We start from the raw sequence: 22262 nt of genomic DNA on the forward strand, positions 1-22262 counted from the left end.
AAACGGTATGGCGGAAATTGGTATTTTTGTTGGCACCATGTACGGCAACGCATTGTTAGTTGCAGAAGAAGCGGAAGCCATTTTGTCCGGGCAAGGACACAAAGCAACGGTATTTGAAGATCCAGAGTTAAGTGACTGGCTACCCTATCAGGACAAGTACGTACTGGTAGTCACCTCCACCACCGGGCAGGGCGACCTTCCTGACAGCATTGTGCCGCTCTTTCTGGGAATAAAGGATAACCTCGGTTTCCAGCCGAACCTGCGTTATGGCGTGATTGCCCTTGGCGACAGCAGTTATGTGAATTTCTGCAATGGTGGCAAACAGTTCGATGCTTTGTTGCAGGAACAAAGCGCGCAGCGGGTAGGGGAAATGCTGCTGATTGATGCCAGCGAGACCCCGGAACCAGAAACGGAATCAAACCCGTGGGTTGAACATTGGGGCACGCTGTTGTCCTGAGTCCTCGCTATTTTTGCTGATATACCTAATGGTCGGCAAAAATATTGTTTCAGCGATGCTGAATCGAATTTTTTCAGGCAAATGCCAGTAAATGTGCCTTCTTAAGGGGCATTTTTACTAGCGTTTGCCTGGAGTCAAGTGAACCACTTCATATGATGTTGTAGACATGACAAGGCGTTCTCGCCGCATTCGGCATAAACACAGGTACTTGCCACCAATCTGAAACCGGCTTCATAAAGAAGCCGGTTTTTACTCGACAAGAGGTTTATTAACCGAGAATTTTACTGGCTTCGCGCGCCACATTATCCATCTCGTCCAACAGTTCCAGTAGCTCCGGCTCCAAATCTTCTTCTTTAGTACCGTTGCGTAGCTGTTGTTCGATTAGTTGGCAGAGATTCTTCATTCGCGGTACGCCGCTATAACCGCAACTGCCATGCAGTTTATGGATCAAATCAACCAGGCCTTCCGGGTTTTCTCCAACCAATTGTTCTTCAACTTTGTTGCGAACTTCTGGCAGGAAATCGAGCAACATTTGCAGCATATCGCGCGCCAGATCGTTTTTTCCTGCAGCCTGGCGCAGTGCCAGTTGCCAGTCGAGAGTCGCATTCTGATTCACCACAATTTCGTTCACTTCTGGCGTCACGACGCGAGAAGAAATGCCACTGCCGGGCTTGTAACGTAACAGCAAATTATGCAACCGCTCTTCTTCAATCGGTTTCGCCAGATAATCGCTCATTCCCGCGCCAAGCAGTTTCTCTTTTTGCCCGGCCATCGCGTGCGCCGTTACCGCGATAACTGGTGTTTGCTGCTGATGCGGGAGCTGGTGAATGAGTTCACATGCCCGAATGCCGTCCATATCCGGCATTTGAATATCCATTAAGATTAAATCGAACGGCATCTGTTTCGCCCGTTCAACCGCCTGATGTCCGCTATCGCACAGCTCAACATGCTGCACCATATCTTCCAGCAATGCGCCGATAAGTTTCAGGTTTGCCGGATTATCATCAACAGCCATAACCGTCATTGCCAGCTTACTTTCATCGGTAACAGGCAAAAGTGTGTTTTGCTTTTGATGACAAAATTCCGTCAGTACAGGCAACAAACGTGTAGGCGTCAGGGGTTTCAGCAGACACGCGCCGATACCATCTTGCTTGAGCTTTTCGGCATTGACCTGTGCATGGCACGGAAGTGCCAGCATCAGAAAATCGGTCATTGACACCGCTTGCGCCAACCGCTCATGCTGCATCGTCAGCGGTTCGCGGAAGGTTACCGCAATCCCTAACAAAATCATGTCGTAATGTGCAGGAGGCAGCGCGGAGAACGTTGGGCTATAAACCACTTCCAGCGGTGTTTCGCTTAAAATATCCAGCGTACACTGGGCGGCTGCAGAGTTCGGTTCGACATAAGCCAGGCGTTTACCCGCGAGGCACTGAGTGGATGGCCCTTCGATAATAATATTCGGGTTCAGATCGAGATTAATATGGAACCAGAAGGTTGAACCACGATTCGGCTGGCTATGGAACGAGATATCGCCGCCCATTTCATTGACCAGTTTTTGCGTAATTACCAGCCCCAGCCCGGTGCCGCCATGACGGCGTGAAATACTGGCATCTGCCTGTCTGAAGGCCTGGAACAAACGCGATTGATCGCGTTCAGGAATACCAATGCCGGTATCATGGATCTGCACTTCAATCTGTACTTTGGTATTACTCAGCGCACGTTTTTCTACCAGAATGTCGATGTTGCCATTCTCGGTGAATTTAATCGCATTCCCCACCAGGTTAGTGATTATTTGCTGTAAACGCAGCGGGTCGCCAATGACGTTATCGGGCACGTCGCTCTTAATATTGAGCGTTAATTCCAGTCCTTTATCGTGAGAAGAATGCGCCAGTAGCGTTACCACTTCATCCAGCGTGCTGCGTAGTGGGAATGGAATACTTTCCAGAATCAGCTTGCCTGCTTCCAGTTTTGAGAAATCGAGAACATCATTAATAATTGCCAGCAAATTATTTGCCGAGCGTTCAATAGTATTGAGGTGATCGCGCTGCGTTGGTGTTAATTCTGTTTTCAACGTCAGGCGGGTAAAACCAATAACGCCATTCAACGGTGTACGCAGCTCATGCGACATGTTTGCCAGAAACTCTGACTTAATACGCGCCGCTTCCTGGGCGCGTTTTTTCGCCAGATCCAGTTCAACGTTCTGAATTTCCATCTGTTCCAGCGTTTCACGCAGATCGGACGTCGCCTGGTCGATATTGTGCTGCATCTCTTCGTGATAAGCCGCCAGCGACATTGCCATCGAGTTGATGCCATTTTTCAGCATATCCAACTCTCCGAGCATAAATCCTTCCACCCGACTGTCGAGTTGCCCTCGGCGGATGCGGTCGACGGTATTCACCATGTTGCGAATTGGGCCGGTTACATCGCGCATTAAGCGCCAGCCAAAAATAAGCGCGATACCAATACAAAACAGCATCATCACGCTAGAAATAAAGATCTCTTTATATTGCTGCAAGCGCACTGATTTAAGATCCAGCTCAAGAGCAATATATCCCAACATATTTTGACTATTTTTGGCATCGCTGCTGGGTGATTCGTCGGGAGAATAACTCTCAGAAATAATCGGCGTGCGCAGGATCATAATATCGCCATCACGTGTGACAGTAAGTTGGCGCGGAAATGGCACGTTGCTGCCGAGCTGCATTGATGAAGGATCAAGATGAAAATTGGAGGTGACAAAAAGTCGGTTATTTTCATCATAAACCGAAATGGCACGAACAATATCGGAATGGCGACGATGCAAAACGCTGATCAATTGACCAATAGATTCGCGATTTTGCAGGCTCATGCCATATTCCGTTGAAACCGCAAGCGGCTCAATAATGCTGGCACCGGCATCTTCCAGTTGACGCTGCAAGTCGTTATAGCGATGCACGACGAAAAAGATGCTAAGCAATAAACCAATAAGGACGGTCGGTGCCAGGATCAGAATCATCATGCGTGCGCGCAGGCTGTAGTTGGTCATGGAGTTCCGTTATGGGACAATTAAGGTCACACTGTTAAATTGAGAAAGTCTCGCCAATGGCGCAATTCTACTCTGCAAAACGACGCGCGACGACGCGTCAGATCATAACCGTTTCAGTCAACGACCTCGACTCTTTTGGTCAGGGCGTGGCGCGACATAACGGCAAAGCGTTATTTATTCCTGGATTACTACCGCCGGAAAACGCGGAAGTTACTGTTACTGAAGATAAAAAACAGTACGCCCGCGCTAAGGTCGTGCGCAGGTTAAGCGACAGCCCGGAACGCAAAACGCCACGCTGCCCTCATTTTGGCGTATGCGGCGGCTGTCAGCAACAACACGCCAGCGTCGAACTCCAGCAGCGTAGCAAAAGCGCAGCACTCGCCCGGTTAATGAAACACGACGTCTCTGAAGTGATCGACGATGTCCCCTGGGGTTATCGCCGTCGCGCGCGTTTAAGTCTGAACTATCTACCGAAAAAACAACAACTCCAGATGGGATTTCGCAAAGCGGGTTCCAGTGACATTGTCGACGTTAAACAATGCCCTATTTTAGTGCCCCAACTTGAAGCGTTGTTGCCCAAAGTCAGGGCATGCCTGGACAGCTTACAAGCTATGCGCCATCTTGGTCATGTTGAACTGGTGCAGGCAACCAGCGGCCTGCTGATGATTTTACGCCATACCGCACCGCTAAGTTTGGCAGATCGCGAAAAACTGGAACGCTTTTCGCATTCTGAAGGCCTGGATCTGTATCTCGCCCCCGATAGTGAGATACTCGAAACCGTCTCTGGCGAGATGCCCTGGTATGACTCAAACGGGTTGCGCTTAACCTTTAGTCCGCGTGATTTTATTCAGATCAATGCGGGTGTGAACCAGAAAATGGTGGCGCGAGCGCTGGAGTGGCTGGATGTTCAGCCTGATGATCGTGTGCTGGATCTGTTCTGTGGTATGGGCAATTTTACGCTGCCGTTAGCGACCCGTGCGGCAAGTGTTGTTGGTGTGGAAGGGGTTCCGGCGCTGGTGGAAAAAGGCCAGCAGAACGCGAGTCTTAATCGCTTACATAATGTGACGTTTTATCACGAAAATCTTGAAGATGATGTTACAAAGCAGCCGTGGGCAAAAAACGGCTTTGATAAAGTGTTGCTGGACCCGGCGCGTGCTGGTGCAGCAGGCGTTATGCAACAAATTATAAAACTGGAACCTATTCGTATAGTTTATGTATCCTGTAACCCTGCGACGCTGGCTCGGGATAGCGAGGCGTTATTAAAAGCAGGATATACCATTGCGCGGTTGGCGATGCTGGATATGTTCCCACACACGGGGCATCTGGAATCGATGGTACTTTTCTCGCGCGTTAAATAGTTACGATTTGCTGATTTCAGCAGGTCAGGTCCCTAAAGGAGAGGACGATGGTTGCGGTAAGAAGTGCACATATTAATAAGGCTGGTGAATTTGATCCGGAAAAATGGATCGCAAGTCTGGGCATTGCCAGCCAGAAGTCGTGTGAGTGCTTAGCCGAAACCTGGGCGTATTGTCTGCAGCAGACGCAGGGGCATCCGGATGCCAGTTTGCTGTTGTGGCGTGGTGTCGAGATGGTGGAGATCCTCTCGACATTAAGTATGGACATTGACACGCTGCGGGCTGCGCTGCTGTTCCCTCTGGCCGATGCAAACGTCGTCAGCGAAGACGTACTGCGCGAGAGTGTCGGTAAGTCGGTCGTTAATCTTATTCACGGTGTGCGCGATATGGCGGCAATCCGCCAACTGAAAGCAACGCACACCGATTCTGTTTCCTCCGAACAGGTCGATAACGTTCGCCGGATGTTGCTGGCGATGGTCGATGACTTCCGTTGCGTGGTCATCAAACTGGCGGAGCGAATTGCCCATCTGCGCGAAGTAAAAGATGCGCCGGAAGATGAACGCGTGCTGGCGGCAAAAGAGTGCACCAATATCTACGCGCCGCTGGCGAACCGTCTTGGGATTGGGCAACTGAAATGGGAACTGGAAGATTACTGCTTCCGTTACCTCCACCCGACCGAATACAAACGTATTGCAAAACTGCTGCATGAGCGCCGCCTCGACCGCGAACACTACATTGAAGAGTTTGTGGGGCATCTGCGTGCAGAGATGAAAGCTGAAGGCGTTAAAGCTGAAGTGTATGGCCGCCCAAAACACATCTACAGCATCTGGCGCAAAATGCAGAAAAAGAACCTCGCCTTTGATGAGCTGTTTGATGTTCGTGCGGTGCGTATCGTCGCGGAACGTTTGCAGGATTGTTACGCCGCGCTGGGCATAGTGCACACTCACTATCGCCACTTGCCGGATGAGTTCGATGATTACGTTGCGAACCCGAAACCGAACGGTTATCAGTCTATTCATACCGTAGTGTTGGGGCCGGGAGGCAAAACCGTTGAGATCCAAATCCGCACCAAACAGATGCATGAAGATGCAGAGTTGGGTGTTGCTGCGCACTGGAAATACAAAGAAGGCGCGGCTGCTGGCGGCGCACGTTCGGGACATGAAGACCGGATTGCCTGGCTGCGTAAACTGATTGCGTGGCAGGAAGAGATGGCTGATTCTGGCGAAATGCTCGACGAAGTACGCAGTCAGGTCTTTGATGATCGGGTATATGTGTTTACGCCGAAAGGTGATGTTGTTGATCTGCCTGCGGGATCAACGCCGCTGGATTTCGCTTACCACATCCATAGTGATGTCGGGCACCGCTGCATCGGGGCAAAAATTGGCGGGCGCATTGTGCCATTCACCTACCAGTTGCAGATGGGTGACCAGATTGAAATTATCACCCAGAAACAGCCGAATCCCAGCCGTGACTGGTTAAACCCAAACCTGGGTTATGTTACAACCAGCCGCGGGCGTTCGAAAATTCACGCCTGGTTCCGTAAACAGGATCGTGACAAAAATATTCTGGCAGGACGGCAAATCCTTGACGACGAACTGGAACATCTGGGGATCAGTCTGAAGGAAGCAGAAAAATATCTGCTGCCGCGTTACAACTTCAATGACGTCGACGAGTTGTTGGCGGCGATTGGTGGCGGGGATATCCGTCTCAATCAGATGGTCAACTTCCTGCAATCGCAATTTAATAAGCCGAGCGCCGAAGAGCAGGACGCCGCCGCACTGAAACAGCTTCAGCAAAAAAGCTATACACCACAAAACCGCAGTAAAGATAACGGTCGTGTAGTGGTAGAAGGCGTGGGCAACCTGATGCACCACATCGCGCGTTGCTGCCAGCCGATTCCTGGCGATGAGATTGTCGGTTTCATTACCCAGGGCCGCGGGATCTCCGTACACCGCGCCGATTGCGAACAACTGGCGGAACTGCGCTCCCATGCGCCGGAACGAATTGTTGACGCGGTATGGGGCGAGAGCTACTCCGCTGGTTACTCGCTGGTGGTTCGCGTGCAGGCCAATGATCGTAGTGGATTGTTGCGTGATATCACCACTATTCTCGCCAATGAGAAGGTGAATGTGCTTGGCGTTGCCAGCCGCAGCGACACGAAACAGCAACTGGCGACCATCGATATGACCATTGAGATTTATAACCTGCAAGTGCTGGGGCGCGTGCTGGGTAAACTCAATCAGGTGCCAGATGTTATCGATGCAAGACGACTGCACGGGAATTAATCTTACATAGCCGGATATGGCGTCAGCCGTATCCGACGATATCCTTTACTCGAAGGTGTTACACCTGACAGACCCGCAATTTTCAGGACATTCCAATGAATCAAATCGACCGTTTGCTCACTATCATGCAGCGTCTTCGTGACCCGGAAAACGGCTGTCCGTGGGACAAAGAGCAGACATTCGCTTCTATTGCACCTTATACCCTTGAAGAAACTTATGAAGTGCTGGATGCCATTGCCCGCGAAGACTTTGACGATCTGCGCGGTGAACTGGGCGATTTGCTGTTCCAGGTGGTGTTTTACGCGCAAATGGCCCAGGAAGAAGGGCGCTTTGACTTTAATGATATTTGCGCGGCGATCAGCGATAAGTTAGAGCGCCGCCATCCGCATGTTTTTGCTGACAGTTCTACCGATAACAGCAGTGAAGTTCTTGCCCGTTGGGAGCAGATCAAAACCGAAGAGCGCGCGCAGAAGGCGCAACATTCAGCGCTGGACGATATTCCTCGCAGTTTACCGGCCTTAATGCGTGCGCAAAAAATCCAGAAACGCTGCGCCAACGTTGGCTTCGACTGGACGACGCTTGGCCCGGTGATCGATAAAGTTTACGAAGAGATTGACGAGGTCATGTACGAGGCGCGGCAGGCTGTAGTGGACCAGGCTAAACTGGAGGAGGAAATGGGCGACCTGCTGTTTGCGACGGTCAATCTGGCCCGCCATTTAGGGACGAAAGCAGAGATTGCGCTACAAAAAGCTAACGAAAAATTTGAGCGTCGTTTTCGCGAAGTGGAGCGGATTGTTGCCGCGCGTGGACTGGAAATGACAGGTGTTGACCTCGAAACAATGGAAGAAGTCTGGCAGCAGGTAAAACGGCAGGAAATTGATCTCTAAGGAAATTACACGGTCAAGCGCGATTTGTGTCATTTTTTAAATGACAAGCGCTTGATTTGCGTCAAAAACATTTACCCCAAAGGGGCTATTTTCTCACTCCTGATTTCAATTGTGCGCTGGCGAAGAGGAGGGATAATGAAAGTTTGTGGCACAGGTCATGTTCGGGTATACTGCTTTCCCGTCCTGGTTATTCCATCGTCTTTTCAACCTAACTTCTCAGGTTCAGCATGACAACGAACTATATTTTTGTGACCGGCGGGGTCGTATCCTCTCTGGGTAAAGGCATTGCCGCAGCCTCCCTCGCAGCCATTCTTGAAGCCCGTGGCCTCAATGTGACCATCATGAAACTGGATCCGTACATCAACGTCGATCCAGGTACTATGAGCCCAATCCAACACGGGGAAGTGTTCGTTACTGAAGACGGCGCTGAAACCGACCTGGACCTGGGGCACTACGAGCGTTTCATTCGCACCAAAATGAGCCGCCGCAACAACTTCACCACGGGTCGTATCTATTCTGACGTTCTGCGTAAAGAACGCCGTGGCGACTATCTGGGCGCAACCGTACAGGTTATCCCGCACATTACTAACGCTATTAAAGAACGCGTTCTTGCCGGCGGTGAAGGCCACGACGTGGTTCTGGTCGAAATCGGCGGTACTGTCGGTGACATCGAATCCCTGCCGTTCCTTGAAGCGATTCGCCAGTTGGCTGTTGATATTGGTCGTGAACACGCGCTGTTCATGCACCTGACCCTGGTGCCGTACATGGCAGCGTCTGGTGAAGTCAAAACCAAGCCGACTCAGCACTCTGTAAAAGAGCTGCTTTCTATCGGCATCCAGCCTGATATCCTGATTTGTCGTTCAGATCGCGCCGTTCCGGCGAACGAACGTGCGAAGATTGCATTGTTCTGTAATGTTCCGGAAAAAGCGGTTATTTCTCTGAAAGACGTCGATTCTATCTATAAAATTCCAGGCCTGTTGAAATCTCAGGGGCTGGACGATTATATTTGTAAACGATTCAGCTTGAACTGCCCGGAAGCTAATCTGTCCGAATGGGAACAGGTTATCTTTGAAGAAGCGAATCCGGTAAGTGAAGTCACTATCGGTATGGTCGGCAAGTACATTGAACTGCCGGACGCTTATAAATCCGTGATTGAAGCACTGAAACACGGCGGGCTGAAAAATCGTGTTAGCGTCAACATCAAACTGATCGATTCACAAGATGTTGAAACACGCGGTGTTGAAATCCTTAAAGGTCTGGATGCGATCCTCGTACCTGGCGGTTTCGGTTACCGTGGCGTAGAGGGCATGATTACTACCGCACGCTTTGCGCGTGAGAACAATATTCCTTATCTGGGTATTTGCCTGGGTATGCAGGTGGCGTTAATTGATTACGCTCGCCATGTTGCCAACATGGAGAACGCCAACTCTACGGAATTTGTGCCAGACTGTAAGTACCCGGTTGTGGCGCTGATTACCGAGTGGCGTGATGAAAACGGCAACGTTGAAGTTCGTAGCGAGAATAGCGATCTCGGTGGCACCATGCGTCTTGGCGCGCAGCAGTGCCAGTTGGTTGACGATAGCCTGGTTCGCCAACTGTACAATGCGCCGACAATTGTTGAACGTCATCGTCACCGTTACGAAGTCAACAACATGCTGTTGAAACAGATTGAAGATGCAGGTCTGCGCGTTGCGGGCCGTTCCGGGGATGATCAGTTGGTCGAGATCATCGAAGTTCCGAATCACCCGTGGTTCGTGGCTTGTCAGTTCCATCCGGAGTTTACTTCTACTCCACGTGATGGCCACCCGCTGTTTGCTGGCTTTGTAAAAGCCGCCAGCGAGTTCCAGAAACGTCAGGCGAAGTAAGTAAAAAAGTTAGAACGGCAACGCGTACCCAGGGTACGCGTTGTTTGTCTGGAGTTTTAGTTTAACTAGTGACTTGAGGAAACCCTAATGTCCAAAATCGTAAAAATCATCGGTCGTGAAATCATCGACTCCCGTGGTAACCCGACTGTTGAAGCCGAAGTACACCTGGAGGGTGGTTTCGTCGGTATGGCGGCTGCTCCGTCAGGTGCTTCTACTGGTTCCCGTGAAGCACTGGAACTGCGCGATGGTGACAAATCCCGTTTCCTGGGCAAAGGCGTAACCAAAGCTGTTGCTGCGGTTAACGGCCCGATCGCTCAGGCGCTGATTGGCAAAGATGCCAAAGATCAGGCTGGCATTGACAAGATCATGATCGACCTGGACGGCACTGAAAATAAATCCAAATTCGGCGCAAACGCAATCCTGGCTGTATCTCTGGCTAACGCCAAAGCTGCCGCGGCTGCTAAAGGTATGCCGCTGTACGAGCACATCGCTGAACTGAACGGTACTCCGGGCAAATACTCCATGCCGGTTCCGATGATGAACATCATCAACGGTGGTGAGCACGCTGACAACAACGTTGATATTCAGGAATTCATGATTCAGCCGGTTGGCGCGAAAACTGTGAAAGAAGCCATCCGCATGGGTTCTGAAGTTTTCCATCACCTGGCAAAAGTTCTGAAAGCGAAAGGTATGAACACTGCTGTTGGTGACGAAGGTGGCTATGCGCCGAACCTGGGTTCCAACGCTGAAGCTCTGGCTGTTATCGCTGAAGCTGTTAAAGCTGCTGGCTATGAACTGGGCAAAGACATCACTCTGGCGATGGACTGCGCAGCTTCTGAATTCTACAAAGACGGTAAATACGTTCTGGCTGGCGAAGGCAACAAAGCTTTCACCTCTGAAGAATTCACTCACTTCCTGGAAGAACTGACCAAACAGTACCCGATCGTTTCCATCGAAGATGGTCTGGACGAGTCTGACTGGGACGGTTTCGCATACCAGACCAAAGTTCTGGGCGACAAAATCCAGTTGGTTGGTGACGACCTGTTCGTAACCAACACCAAGATCCTGAAAGAAGGTATCGAAAAAGGCATCGCTAACTCCATCCTGATCAAATTCAACCAGATCGGTTCTCTGACCGAAACTCTGGCTGCAATCAAGATGGCGAAAGACGCTGGCTACACTGCAGTAATCTCTCACCGTTCTGGTGAAACTGAAGACGCTACCATCGCTGACCTGGCTGTTGGTACTGCTGCAGGCCAGATCAAAACGGGTTCTATGAGCCGTTCTGACCGCGTTGCTAAATACAACCAACTGATTCGTATCGAAGAAGCTCTGGGCGAAAAAGCACCGTACAACGGTCGTAAAGAGATCAAAGGCCAGGCATAAGTCTGACTTTATCTGAATGAAAAAATGCCAGCCTCCAGGCTTAATGCCGATCAGTTAAGGATCAGTTGACCGATCCAGTGGCTGTGTAAGAATCCGGAAACGCTCACTCGTTTCCGGATTTTTTTATGCACATTGGACAGGCCCTTGATCTGGTATCCCGTTACGATTCTCTGCGTAACCCACTGACTTCTCTGGGGGATTACCTCGACCCCGAACTCATCTCTCGTTGCCTTGCCGAATCAGGTAGGGTAACGCTACGCAAGCGCCGTCTTCCCCTCGAAATGATGGTCTGGTGTATTGTTGGCATGGCGCTTGAGCGTAAAGAACCTCTTCACCAGATTGTGAATCGCCTGGACATCATGCTACCGGGCAATCGCCCCTTCGTTGCCCCCAGTGCCGCTATTCAGGCCCGCCAGCGCCTGGGAAGTGAGGCTGTCCGCCGCGTGTTCACGAAAACAGCGCAGCTCTGGCATAACGCCACGCCGCATCCGCACTGGTGCGGCCTGACTCTGCTGGCCATCGATGGTGTGTTCTGGCGCACACCGGATACACCAGAGAACGATGCAGCCTTCCCCCGCCAGACACATGCCGGGAACCCGGCGCTCTACCCGCAGGTCAAAATGGTCTGCCAGATGGAACTGACCAGCCATCTGCTGACGGCTGCAGCCTTCGGCACGATGAAGAACAGCGAAAATGAGCTTGCTGAGCAACTTATAGAACAAACCGGCGATAACACCCTGACGTTAATGGATAAAGGTTATTACTCACTGGGACTGTTAAATGCCTGGAGCCAGGCGGGAGAACACCGCCACTGGATGATCCCTCTCAGAAAGGGAGCGCAATATGAAGAGATCAGAAAACTGGGTAAAGGCGATCATCTGGTGAAGCTGAAAACCAGCCCGCAGGCACGAAAAAAGTGGCCGGGGCTGGGAAATGAGGTGACAGCCCGCCTGCTGACCGTGACGCGCAAAGGAAAAGTCTGCCATCTGCTGACGTCGATGACGGACGCCATGCGCTTCCCCGGAGGAGAAATGGCGGATCTGTACAGTCATCGCTGGGAAATCGAACTGGGATACAGGGAGATAAAACAGACGATGCAACTGAGCAGGTTGACGCTGAGAAGTAAAAAGCCGGAGCTTGTGGAGCAAGAGCTGTGGGGTGTCTTACTGGCTTATAATCTGGTGAGATATCAGATGATTAAAATGGCAGAACATCTGAAAGGTTACTGGCCGAATCAACTGAGTTTCTCAGAATCATGCGGAATGGTGATGAGAATGCTGATGACATTGCAGGGCGCTTCACCGGGACGTATACCGGAGCTGATGCGCGATCTTGCAAGTATGGGACAACTTGTGAAATTACCGACAAGAAGGGAAAGGGCCTTCCCGAAAGTGGTAAAGGAGAGGCCCTGGAAATACCCCACAGCCCCGAAAAAGAGCCAGTCAGTTGCTTAACTGACTGGCATTAGCCTCCAGGCTGGCATTTTTTATGGTTGAGTTACCAGCGGCCGGAAGCACCGCCTCCACCTGAAGAACCGCCCCCGCCGCTGAAATTATCATTGTCAAAAGAGGATGATGACGATGAGGATGATGAAGAGTGCCAGGAGGTAGAACAGCTTCCTTCGTAGCGTGATGGTCGGTTGGCACTACGCATTAAATTACGTACCTTTTTTCCGAAAGGGGTAAAAGAAATAACAATAATAAGGAACGGTGTGGAGAAGCATAATAATGTGATAAGCGCTCCTCAGGAGCCTGTTTAAGATTCTGTGTAAATGCCTTTTCTCAGAAGTGACCGTCCAGGCGGTCACCGAACTCGATAATAAAGCGGCTCATTGCCATTCGCCAGTCCTTCAACGGCATCGTCCATTTCTGGGACGCAGACTGGATTGCCAGCCACACCACTTTTTTCACCGAGTCGTCTGTCGGGAACACTTTACGCTTTTTGAGCGCATGGCGGATCACGCTGTTTAGCGACTCGATGGCATTCGTCGTATAGATCACTTTGCGGATGTCCGTTGGATAAGCGAAGAACGTGGCAAGATTCGGCCAGTTAGCCTGCCAGCTTCGGCTTATCTGAGGATAGCGACAGTCCCAGGCCGCAGCGAACGCTTCCAGTGCCTGCTGGCCTGCCTCTTCCGTGGGAGCCTGATAAATCGCTTTCAGGTCGCGAGTGACGGCTTTGTAGTCCTTCCATGACACGAAGCGCAGGCTGTTGCGCACCATATGCACGATGCATAACTGGATGCGGGCCTTCGGATATACTGTGTTGATGGCATCCGGGAAGCCTTTCAGGCCATCCACACAGGCGATGAGGATATCGTTCAGACCGCGGTTTTTCAGTTCAGTCAGCACATTGAGCCAGAACTTCGCCCCTTCATTTTCGGCCAGCCACATACCCAGCAGTTCTTTCTGACCTTCGATATTGATGCCCAGTGCCAGGAACACCGATTTGTTGATGACGCGACTGTCCTGCCGAACTTTCAGGACGATACAGTCAAGATAAACAATGGGGTAAACAGCATCCAGTGGTCGGTTTTGCCATTCTACAACCTGCTCCATCACGGCATCGGTAACCTTTGATATCAGTGCCGGTGAAACATCTGCGTCATACAGTTCTTTGAACGCAGCAGCTATCTCACGGGTGGTCATCCCTTTGGCATACAACGAGAGGATCTGGTTATCCATCCCGGTAATACGGGTCTGATTTTTCTTTACCAGTTGTGGTTCGAAGGTACCGTCACGATCGCGCGGAGTACGCAGTTCCAGTGGACCGTCGCCTGTGATAACGGTCTTTGTGGAAAAACCGTTGCGGGAGTTAGCTCCTGGTCTGGACTGATTTTTCTCATACCCAGGATGGTGTGTCATCTCTGCATTGAGAGCGGCTTCAACGCTGAGCTTTTTCAGCAGCCGATCAAACTGACTGAGGTCTTCAGGGGTTTTGAGGTTTTTGGCCAGTTCGTTAGCCAGAGCCTGTAACTGTTTTTCGTCCATAAATTAACCTTCATTTGATGCTGGATTGAACATATCAAAATCAGGCAATTACACAAATCTATGTACAGGCTCCCTCAGCTCCCGCTATATCCAGCAATGGGAAGCACAAAGGCCAGCACTATGGCAGCAAAGCAAATTACTCCCAGCGTTTTGATATATCCCCTGGCGGAAATAAAGGTCAATACTATTGCCCAGACCAACAAAGCCCACCAGCCGCTAAAAGGTAAGAAGTGATCGGTCGGTGTTATAGTTGATAAAGTATTCTCTGCCAGACGACTTTCAATATCGTTTATTCCTTTTTGTAAGCCGCCAGCAAGGTCCATTTTTAAATGCTGGAATAATACTGTTGCGAATAATTTGTCCGGACTGAGCATCTGTAATAAGGCCTTCCAGTCCGTAACCGATTTCAATACGCACGGTATGATCCTGCCAGGCGACTAACAGTAGAACACCATCATCGCGGTCTTTATCACCTGGTTTCCAGCTATCGAATACCCGCGTAGCGTACTGCTCGATAGTTTCATCGCCTGTTGTGTCAACTACTAACACCACCATTTGCGCCAGATTTCTTTGCGTCAGGTTTTTAATCTGACCAGCAAGAGCATTTATTTCGCTGTTCGTCAATGTACCTGTTACGTCATTCACATACACAGGTAATTCAGGTACTGGAATTTGCGTAGCAAACGCCGATGGACAGAAGAAAGCCAGAAGAAAGATAAAAATTCGCATAAGGATTGCCCGCTTAATGAATATTAGGATTTTGGCTAAAATCTATTGTTGGTGCTTTACTCACAGCGGCGACATCATCCGGCAAATAATTTTTCTTTGCGGTGTAATCCATTATTTTTGCGGTTAATACAGCGGGGAATTTGCGGATAGTGACATTATATTGTTCAATAGCTTTAATGTATCTTCCTCGCGCAACGGCAATGCGGTTTTCACTTCCTTCGAGCTGTACTATCAAATTTTGATAGAGTTCCTGGGCCTTTAATTCAGGATAACGTTCACTGATAATCGTTAACTGGCCGAGTGTACGAGTCAGTTGCGCCTGAGCTTGTTGCCAGGTTTGTAGCTTTTGCTCATCGCCTGGCGCTTGCTGTAAATCGCTACTGGCCCTGATAGCCTGGCTACGCGCTAATGTTACGGCTTCCAACACTTCTTTTTCATAGCTGGAATAACCTTTAATACTGGCGACAAGATTAGGAATAAGGTCGGCACGACGTTGATACTGATTCAGAACTTCTGACCAGGATGAATTGACTTGTTCGTCATAAGTTTGAATATCATTATATCCACAACCTGATAAATTGAAAATAAATATAAGTACGATGAATATTCTGAGCATGTTTAAATCCCTTTTGTTTAATTCCCCGGGGAATAATACGTTGTTTCATTTTTTTATTAATGATCTGTTTCGCCTTTTTATCTTAAACCCGCGTGTAACAGAATGTTAATAAAGCATGAATATTGCGGTAGGATCTGCAATAATTAACAATTATCCACTTTACAGAGAATGCTATGCAGTACCCGATTAACGAGATGTTCCAGACCCTGCAAGGTGAGGGTTACTTTACCGGCGTCCCCGCCATTTTTATTCGTTTACAGGGATGCCCGGTCGGCTGTGCCTGGTGTGATACCAAACACACGTGGGAAAAACTTGAGGATCGGGAAGTTTCTCTTTTCAGTATTTTGGCGAAAACCAAAGAGAGTGATAAGTGGGGCGCAGCAAGCAGCGAAGATTTGTTAGCGGTCATAAGTCGTCAGGGATATACCGCGCGTCACGTAGTGATTACGGGTGGTGAACCTTGCATTCATGATTTGCTGCCATTGACTGACTTGCTTGAAAAGAACGGTTTTAGCTGCCAGATAGAAACCAGCGGTACTCACGAAGTACGTTGTACACCGAACACCTGGGTTACCGTGTCGCCAAAACTGAACATGCGCGGCGGCTATGAAGTGTTGTCGCAGGCGCTGGAACGCGCCAATGAAATCAAACATCCGGTTGGGCGTGTACGGGATATTGAAGCACTGGATGAATTGCTGGCAACGCTGACTGATGATAAACCGCGAGTAATCGCAGGCGCTGGAACGCGCCAATGAAATCAAACATCCGGTTGGGCGTGTACGGGATATTGAAGCACTGGATGAATTGCTGGCAACGCTGACTGATGATAAACCGCGAGTAATTGCACTTCAGCCAATTAGTCAGAAAGAAGATGCCACGCGTTTATGTATCGATACCTGTATTGCGCGGAACTGGCGTTTGTCGATGCAAACGCATAAATATTTGAATATTGCCTGATTAAATATTTATAAGCGTTATAAATGGGTGGAACCTGTAAAGAATTCCACCCATTTATATTTTTGCCTCTTCTGATTGTTCTCTTCTGGTTTTTCCGGACTCGTCATTGCAAACCAAAACAAATTCCGTAGTGTTAATTTTTCACTGGAGTAAAAATCATCGCTACAAATTTTGGTAGATTGGAACTGGCTTGAAAAATCATTAATTAATAAAAGGTTATGTTTAGAGGTAATCATTCAGGTATGCTCAGAGCGGGCGGTTTCCCGCCCGGTCTTCTTCACTTACGCATTAGACCAGCTTTGAATAGCGTCCACATTGCCCAATTCTCCATGCATCACTTCATACGATTTTTTCAGGATCACATCAGTGTGTTTGGTTAGGTCTTTGAAAATGCCTTTATTCATCGCGTCGTAACGTCTGGCGTTGCTCTCAACAGGCATAAAGATGTCTTTCACGCGAACCATTTTGTCAACAGCAGTTGCGTAATCCGGGTACAAGCCAAGCCCTACAGACGCGTTGATAGCCGCTCCCAAACTAGCGCACCCGTTAATGGCGTTACGTCTTGCCGGAAGATTGAACACGTCGGCAAAAATTTGCATAAACAGATCGCTGTTTGAACCGCCGCCAGTAATGATCACATGCTTCGCAAAGTGATTCATTTCATTACACATATTGTCGTAATTGTTCTTCAGCGTCAGCGCCACGCTTTCCAGAATCGAACGATAAATCCATGCGTAATCCATACTGGAATCAAAGCCGATCATAATTCCGCGTTTGTACGGTTCCCACGGGTTGGTCAGCCAGTCCAGCACCGTCATCAACCCATTACAGCCAGGTGGCACGCAAGAGGCTTTTTTGTTGAGCAAATCTTCCGGCGAAAGATCCTGTGCTCTGGCATCCTGAATTAACGACTCGCCCAACATGTCGCGCAACCAACTTACCGTCCACATCCCTTTGCGAATACCGTAACCTTCATACAGCAATGTTTCTGGAATAGAAGACATAATCGGCCAGTACGCTACCGGGTCTTTCGGCAGTGCTTTGCCATTCATCATCAGCGCGATATAGGTGCCTAAGGAAATCACCGCCGTTTCATCGTCCAGCAATCCGGCTCCTAATGCTTCTACCGGTTTATCACTGGTGGTACAAACTACCGGCAGTCCTGCCGGGAAATGTGTCGCCAGTGCTGCTTGTGGTGTGATATGCCCGAGAACGGTCCCCGGCATTTGTACGCCAAAAAGCATATGGCGGGGGATATTAAACTTCTCGATTACCGCGGCATCTTCACTCCAGGCCCAGGTTTTATAATCCACCGGCCACTGGCCAAAATAGTTGGCGATATTGTCTTTAAACTCGCCTGTTAAGCGGTGCGCCAGATAGCCCGAAAAAGAAGTGACATACGCCACGTCAGGATTCGTGTGTTCGTAAGGGCTCGTAACTCGCGCATCCTGCCAGCTAATCAGTGGTGCGGCGGGTGTACCGTCAGCTTTCAGTAAGGCACGGCAGCAACGGATTGATCCCAGGCCGATGCCAACAATATCTTCTTTATTCCCGGCAAACTGGCTCATTAAATCGTGACCGGCAAAACATAATGATGCCCATAAATCGTCGTCAGGATGTTCTGCGGTATCGGCATCCGGTGTGTGCATCGGCTGTAATAAACCTTTGCCTTCGCAAATTATGTTGCCTTGCAGATCGTACATCACCACTTTTGTACTCTGACTTCCGCCATCAATCCCTATGATGTATTTCTTCGACATGATTTTTCTCCAGTAATGTTCTGGGCTTACTTGCTGTTAGCCATTGCGGGGGCGCTATCAGCAGTACGAATTTTTTGGAACAGCAAAAAGGTAAAGACGATCACCATGCCGAGCGCCGCCATGCCCATCAGCCACATGTTGCGGTAGGCTTCTGCTGCGGGCAGGGTGTCCTGCCAGTAACCGATAATCGGGTAAACAAAGACATCAGGCAGGAAGCCAATCACCGAACAAATACCTACCGTGGTGCCCATAATGTAAGATGGTGTTCTCGCTTCGCCGGGGCAGGCCCAGTACAGCCCGCGTGAGGCGTAGCAGGTGAATCCCAGTAGTAAAATCAGGCCAATCCCCATCGCGACCGATTGCGGGTTAGAGTTAGTCATGAGTAGGGCAGTGAGTGCCAGCAGGCCGACCACGGAAAGAATTTGGATCACGCGGGTAGGGGATTTCACTTTGCTGTAGGTGGTGATAATGCCGCCAAGTGGGCCGCACAGTGCGCGGAAGATTTTGTTGATCACGATCCCCATGTAGCTCGCCGCCACCAGCGACATGCCATACATTTCGGTCAGATAGTTGGTGGAGTAACTCAGAATGGCGTAGATGGTGAAGACCCCAAAAATCACCATGCTGCAATACCAGGTTGTACTGATACGCAAAACGGCCAGGATGTCGCTAAGCTGGAATGACTGTTTTTCTTCGTTATGGGTACTACGCAGGCTGTTGTTATCGCTAACAAAAAACCAGCACAGAATCCCCAACAAGATGTAAACCACGCTGTAGATGATAATGACCGTTTTCAGGCTGGCGCTGTCATCCGGAGCGAAGCGGGAAAAGACCCACATGGTAAACACTGCCAGCGACATTACACCGACGCCGCGCAGTCCTTCCATCCAGCCCATGATTTTCCCTTGTTCGCTATGGTCACCAAGCAACGAGGCGGCTTTAATCGACACCGACCACAGCATTAAAATAGTCGTTATCGCAAAGGCAACCTGAATACAGAGCATGACCCATAATGGTGGATACGTTGCCATTATCAGGCCTAATAATCCGGTAATTACCATCGCGGAAGTAATCATTTTGCGATGTGAAAATTTATCGGCAATAACCCCGCTGGGCGCATAAAGAATAATGGCGGCAATACCAAAGGTGCTCATAATTAAACCTATCTCGGTATTGCTGAATCCCATAAATTTTGCCATGGGAATTTGATAAATATAACGTAAATAAGCCAGGTCAAAACTAACTCCGCCGCTAAAACTAATTATCGCGAGGGTTATCCAACGTCGATATGAGCTGTGTTGCATATCGTATTCCCATTTGTAATAGACAAAAAAAAGAGAAAAGTAAGCCGCCTTTTCAGGAGGATTACTTTTCTCAGGTCTCTAGTAATTGCGATAAGAAATAACATGGAAAGCAGAGGTGTTGTGTGAGAGTAATCACGCTTCTGCTTTTTAAAATTATTTGATTATACGAGTAATACTCTGTGAGTACGATCACATTAGCGACTATGCCCTTATGCTAAAAATTATCGCCAGTTACCAGAGATAATGAGAAAGGTAACTTCCCTCTCGCGGGGGAAGTTACCTTTCTTTTTTTTTGCCTTACGGAAATTGGAGCTAACTATGTCAATCGAATCACTCAATGCGTTCTCAATGGATTTTTTCTCCCTGAAAGGTAAAACTGCAATTGTTACCGGCGGGAATAGTGGTTTAGGCCAGGCATTTGCGATGGCACTGGCAAAAGCAGGTGCAAATATCTTTATTCCAAGCTTCGTCAAAGATAATGGCGAAACGAAGGAAATGATTGAAAAACAAGGCGTTGAAGTGGACTTCATGCAGGTGGATATCACCGCAGAAGGCGCGCCGCAGAAGATAATCGCTGCCTGTTGTGAGCGTTTTGGCACTGTCGATATTCTGGTCAATAACGCAGGTATTTGTAAGCTGAATAAGGTGCTGGACTTCGGCCGTGCCGACTGGGACCCGATGATTGATGTGAACCTGACAGCCGCTTTTGAGCTGAGTTACGAAGCGGCAAAAATTATGATCCCGCAAAAAAGCGGTAAAATCATTAATATCTGTTCATTGTTTTCTTACCTGGGCGGGCAATGGTCTCCAGCATATTCTGCAACTAAACACGCACTTGCTGGATTCACTAAAGCCTATTGCGATGAATTAGGTCAATATAATATTCAGGTAAATGGTATTGCCCCTGGTTATTATGCAACCGATATTACGCTGGCGACACGCAGCAATCCAGAAACAAATCAGCGCGTTCTTGATCATATTCCGGCAAATCGTTGGGGCGATACACAGGATTTAATGGGCGCAGCCGTATTCCTCGCAAGCCCGGCATCGAATTATGTGAATAGTCATTTGCTGGTGGTTGATGGTGGTTATTTAGTGCGCTAATCCATAACGGTGGTTTCTGTTTTCTTTTATTAATGACTATTCCATTTTTATTATCAGAAAGGATTTATTATGTCTTTATCTCGCGCAGCGATTGTCGACCAGCTAAAGGAAATTGTTGGTGCAGATCGCGTAATTACCGATGAAACGGTATTAAAGAAAAACAGTATTGACCGTTTTCGTAAATTTCCGGATATTCATGGTATTTATACTTTGCCTATTCCGGCAGCGGTCGTAAAACTCGGTTCCACAGAGCAAGTGTCCCGCGTGCTGAATTTTATGAATGCGCACAAAATTAACGGTGTGCCACGTACCGGCGCTTCCGCCACCGAAGGTGGGCTGGAAACTGTCGTAGAAAACTCGGTGGTGCTCGATGGCTCCGCCATGAATCAAATCATTAATATTGATATTGAGAATATGCAGGCCACGGCGCAATGTGGCGTTCCGCTGGAGGTGCTGGAAAACGCGTTGCGTGAAAAAGGCTACACCACGGGGCATTCTCCGCAGTCAAAACCGCTGGCGCAGATGGGTGGCCTGGTGGCAACCCGCAGTATTGGGCAGTTCTCCACACTTTACGGCGCAATTGAAGATATGGTCGTTGGCCTGGAAGCGGTACTGGCAGATGGCACCGTGACGCGCATTAAAAACGTTCCACGTCGCGCGGCTGGTCCGGACATTCGTCACATCATTATTGGTAACGAAGGTGCACTGTGCTATATCACTGAAGTTACAGTGAAAATCTTCAAATTCACCCCGGAAAACAATCTCTTCTACGGCTATGTGCTGGAAGACATGAAAACCGGCTTCAACATCCTGCGTGAAATCATGGTGGAAGGGTATCGCCCGTCGATTGCTCGTTTGTATGACGCTGAAGATGGCACGCAACACTTCACTCATTTTGCTGATGGTAAATGCGTGCTGATCTTTATGGCCGAGGGTAACCCACGTATTGCGCAGGCGACAGGCGAAGGAATTGCCGAAATCGTGGCGCGTTACCCGCAGTGCCAGCGAGTGGACAGCAAACTGATCGAAACCTGGTTCAACAACCTGAACTGGGGGCCGGATAAAGTGGCCGCCGAACGTGTGCAGATCCTCAAAACCGGCAACATGGGCTTTACCACCGAAGTGTCCGGCTGCTGGAGTTGTATTCACGAAATCTATGAAAACGTCATTAACCGTATTCGTACCGAGTTCCCGCACGCCGACGACATCACTATGCTGGGCGGTCACTCTTCTCACAGCTACCAAAACGGCACCAACATGTACTTCGTTTACGACTACAACGTTGTTGACTGCAAACCGGAAGAGGAAATCGACAAGTACCACAACCCGCTCAACAAAATCATCTGTGAAGAAACCATTCGCCTCGGTGGTTCGATGGTGCATCACCACGGCATTGGTAAACATCGCGTTCACTGGAGCAAACTGGAACACGGCAGCGCGTGGGCGTTGCTGGAAGGGCTGAAAAAGCAGTTCGATCCTAACGGCATTATGAACACGGGTACTATCTATCCGATTGAAAAATAATGTGTCAGGCAGCGTCCT

At 49.4% G+C, this 22262-nt stretch carries 14 protein-coding genes and 4 pseudogenes; 11 read left to right on the forward strand and 7 right to left on the reverse strand.

From position 1 onward, the window contains the following. The first annotated feature begins 7 nt into the window (after positions 1-7). Positions 8-457, forward strand: coding sequence for a flavodoxin (locus C1192_RS21720; protein WP_000807727.1), 450 nt, complete (start codon positions 8-10; stop codon positions 455-457). 268 nt (positions 458-725) lie between these two features. Here the strand turns inward: C1192_RS21720 and barA are convergent, their stop codons facing one another. Continuing rightward, on the reverse strand, positions 726-3482 hold the full coding sequence (gene barA, locus C1192_RS21725) for a two-component sensor histidine kinase BarA (RefSeq protein ID WP_038355745.1): 2757 nt from the start codon (positions 3480-3482) through the stop codon (positions 726-728). Between the two features lie 56 nt (positions 3483-3538). Between barA and rlmD the strand changes: the two genes are divergently transcribed. The 6 genes from rlmD (at position 3539) to C1192_RS21755 (ending at position 12714) form a co-directional block, all read left to right on the forward strand. Beyond that, entirely contained in the window at positions 3539-4840 is a 1302-nt protein-coding gene (gene rlmD, locus C1192_RS21730) for a 23S rRNA (uracil(1939)-C(5))-methyltransferase RlmD (RefSeq protein WP_000046776.1), read from the forward strand. Positions 4841-4887: 47 nt separating this feature from the next. Beyond that, positions 4888-7122: a GTP diphosphokinase gene (relA, locus tag C1192_RS21735; protein WP_000226792.1), complete on the forward strand. Its 2235-nt coding sequence runs from the start codon at positions 4888-4890 to the stop codon at positions 7120-7122. 95 nt (positions 7123-7217) lie between these two features. Continuing rightward, positions 7218-8009, forward strand: coding sequence for a nucleoside triphosphate pyrophosphohydrolase (gene mazG, locus C1192_RS21740; RefSeq protein WP_038355746.1), 792 nt, complete (start codon positions 7218-7220; stop codon positions 8007-8009). Between the two features lie 227 nt (positions 8010-8236). Further along, on the forward strand, positions 8237-9874 hold the full coding sequence (pyrG, locus tag C1192_RS21745) for a glutamine hydrolyzing CTP synthase (RefSeq protein WP_000210856.1): 1638 nt from the start codon (positions 8237-8239) through the stop codon (positions 9872-9874). Between the two features lie 87 nt (positions 9875-9961). Continuing rightward, a complete protein-coding gene (gene eno / locus C1192_RS21750; protein ID WP_000036723.1) occupies positions 9962-11260 on the forward strand; it encodes a phosphopyruvate hydratase in 1299 nt (432 codons plus the stop codon). 125 nt (positions 11261-11385) lie between these two features. Then, the gene (locus C1192_RS21755) at positions 11386-12714 is read left to right on the forward strand and encodes an IS4-like element IS4 family transposase (protein WP_103194821.1); all 1329 of its coding nucleotides are present in this window, start codon (positions 11386-11388) and stop codon (positions 12712-12714) included. A 43-nt stretch (positions 12715-12757) separates the two neighbouring features. Here C1192_RS21755 and C1192_RS25750 read toward each other — a convergent pair. The 4 genes and pseudogenes from C1192_RS25750 to C1192_RS21775 all read right to left on the reverse strand — a co-directional run. Next, positions 12758-13003 (reverse strand): annotated as a pseudogene (locus tag C1192_RS25750) (TPM domain-containing protein); the annotation flags it as partial. A 38-nt stretch (positions 13004-13041) separates the two neighbouring features. Continuing rightward, the gene (locus C1192_RS21765) at positions 13042-14250 is read right to left on the reverse strand and encodes an IS256-like element IS1414 family transposase (protein ID WP_103194764.1); all 1209 of its coding nucleotides are present in this window, start codon (positions 14248-14250) and stop codon (positions 13042-13044) included. A 74-nt stretch (positions 14251-14324) separates the two neighbouring features. Beyond that, positions 14325-14979 (reverse strand): annotated as a pseudogene (locus C1192_RS21770) (TPM domain-containing protein). A gap of 13 nt (positions 14980-14992) precedes the next feature. Beyond that, the gene (locus C1192_RS21775) at positions 14993-15595 is read right to left on the reverse strand and encodes a LemA family protein (RefSeq protein WP_000944229.1); all 603 of its coding nucleotides are present in this window, start codon (positions 15593-15595) and stop codon (positions 14993-14995) included. Positions 15596-15768: 173 nt separating this feature from the next. Between C1192_RS21775 and queE the strand changes: the two are divergent. Continuing rightward, positions 15769-16329, forward strand: a pseudogene (gene queE / locus C1192_RS21780) (7-carboxy-7-deazaguanine synthase QueE); the annotation flags it as partial. Beyond that, positions 16325-16552, forward strand: a pseudogene (locus tag C1192_RS26225) (7-carboxy-7-deazaguanine synthase QueE); the annotation flags it as partial. The pseudogenes queE and C1192_RS26225, both read left to right, overlap by 5 nt. Positions 16553-16833: 281 nt before the next feature. Here C1192_RS26225 and C1192_RS21790 read toward each other — a convergent pair. Both C1192_RS21790 and C1192_RS21795 read right to left on the reverse strand, forming a co-directional pair. After that, positions 16834-18312, reverse strand: a complete 1479-nt coding sequence (locus C1192_RS21790) for an FGGY-family carbohydrate kinase (protein ID WP_038355889.1) — start codon at positions 18310-18312, stop codon at positions 16834-16836. Positions 18313-18338: 26 nt separating this feature from the next. After that, complete coding sequence (locus C1192_RS21795; RefSeq protein ID WP_038355890.1) at positions 18339-19616, reverse strand: MFS transporter; 1278 nt, start codon at positions 19614-19616, stop codon at positions 18339-18341. A gap of 318 nt (positions 19617-19934) precedes the next feature. Here C1192_RS21795 and C1192_RS21800 point away from each other — a divergent pair, with 318 nt between their 5' ends. Together C1192_RS21800 and C1192_RS21805 are read left to right on the forward strand one after the other, a co-directional pair. Further along, complete coding sequence (locus tag C1192_RS21800) at positions 19935-20720, forward strand: SDR family oxidoreductase (RefSeq protein WP_038355891.1); 786 nt, start codon at positions 19935-19937, stop codon at positions 20718-20720. A gap of 69 nt (positions 20721-20789) precedes the next feature. Beyond that, positions 20790-22244, forward strand: coding sequence for an FAD-binding oxidoreductase (locus tag C1192_RS21805; RefSeq protein WP_000059317.1), 1455 nt, complete (start codon positions 20790-20792; stop codon positions 22242-22244). The last annotated feature ends 18 nt before the right edge of the window (positions 22245-22262 follow it).

The organism is Escherichia marmotae (assembly GCF_002900365.1).
GTDB classification, from domain to species: Bacteria; Pseudomonadota; Gammaproteobacteria; order Enterobacterales; family Enterobacteriaceae; genus Escherichia; species Escherichia marmotae.

Excerpts from the sequence above, each read along its gene's own strand:
- C1192_RS21800 (WP_038355891.1), top strand. The coding sequence starts at position 19,935 with ATGTCAATCGAATCACTCAATGCGTTCTCAATGGATTTTTTCTCCCTG.
- relA (WP_000226792.1), top strand. The coding sequence starts at position 4,888 with ATGGTTGCGGTAAGAAGTGCACATATTAATAAGGCTGGTGAATTTGAT.
- eno (WP_000036723.1), top strand. The coding sequence starts at position 9,962 with ATGTCCAAAATCGTAAAAATCATCGGTCGTGAAATCATCGACTCCCGT.
- rlmD (WP_000046776.1), top strand. The coding sequence starts at position 3,539 with ATGGCGCAATTCTACTCTGCAAAACGACGCGCGACGACGCGTCAGATC.
- C1192_RS21790 (WP_038355889.1), bottom strand. The coding sequence starts at position 18,312 with ATGTCGAAGAAATACATCATAGGGATTGATGGCGGAAGTCAGAGTACA.
- C1192_RS21755 (WP_103194821.1), top strand. The coding sequence starts at position 11,386 with ATGCACATTGGACAGGCCCTTGATCTGGTATCCCGTTACGATTCTCTG.
- C1192_RS21805 (WP_000059317.1), top strand. The coding sequence starts at position 20,790 with ATGTCTTTATCTCGCGCAGCGATTGTCGACCAGCTAAAGGAAATTGTT.
- C1192_RS21795 (WP_038355890.1), bottom strand. The coding sequence starts at position 19,616 with ATGCAACACAGCTCATATCGACGTTGGATAACCCTCGCGATAATTAGT.
- mazG (WP_038355746.1), top strand. The coding sequence starts at position 7,218 with ATGAATCAAATCGACCGTTTGCTCACTATCATGCAGCGTCTTCGTGAC.
- barA (WP_038355745.1), bottom strand. The coding sequence starts at position 3,482 with ATGACCAACTACAGCCTGCGCGCACGCATGATGATTCTGATCCTGGCA.
- C1192_RS21720 (WP_000807727.1), top strand. The coding sequence starts at position 8 with ATGGCGGAAATTGGTATTTTTGTTGGCACCATGTACGGCAACGCATTG.
- C1192_RS21765 (WP_103194764.1), bottom strand. The coding sequence starts at position 14,250 with ATGGACGAAAAACAGTTACAGGCTCTGGCTAACGAACTGGCCAAAAAC.
- pyrG (WP_000210856.1), top strand. The coding sequence starts at position 8,237 with ATGACAACGAACTATATTTTTGTGACCGGCGGGGTCGTATCCTCTCTG.
- C1192_RS21775 (WP_000944229.1), bottom strand. The coding sequence starts at position 15,595 with ATGCTCAGAATATTCATCGTACTTATATTTATTTTCAATTTATCAGGT.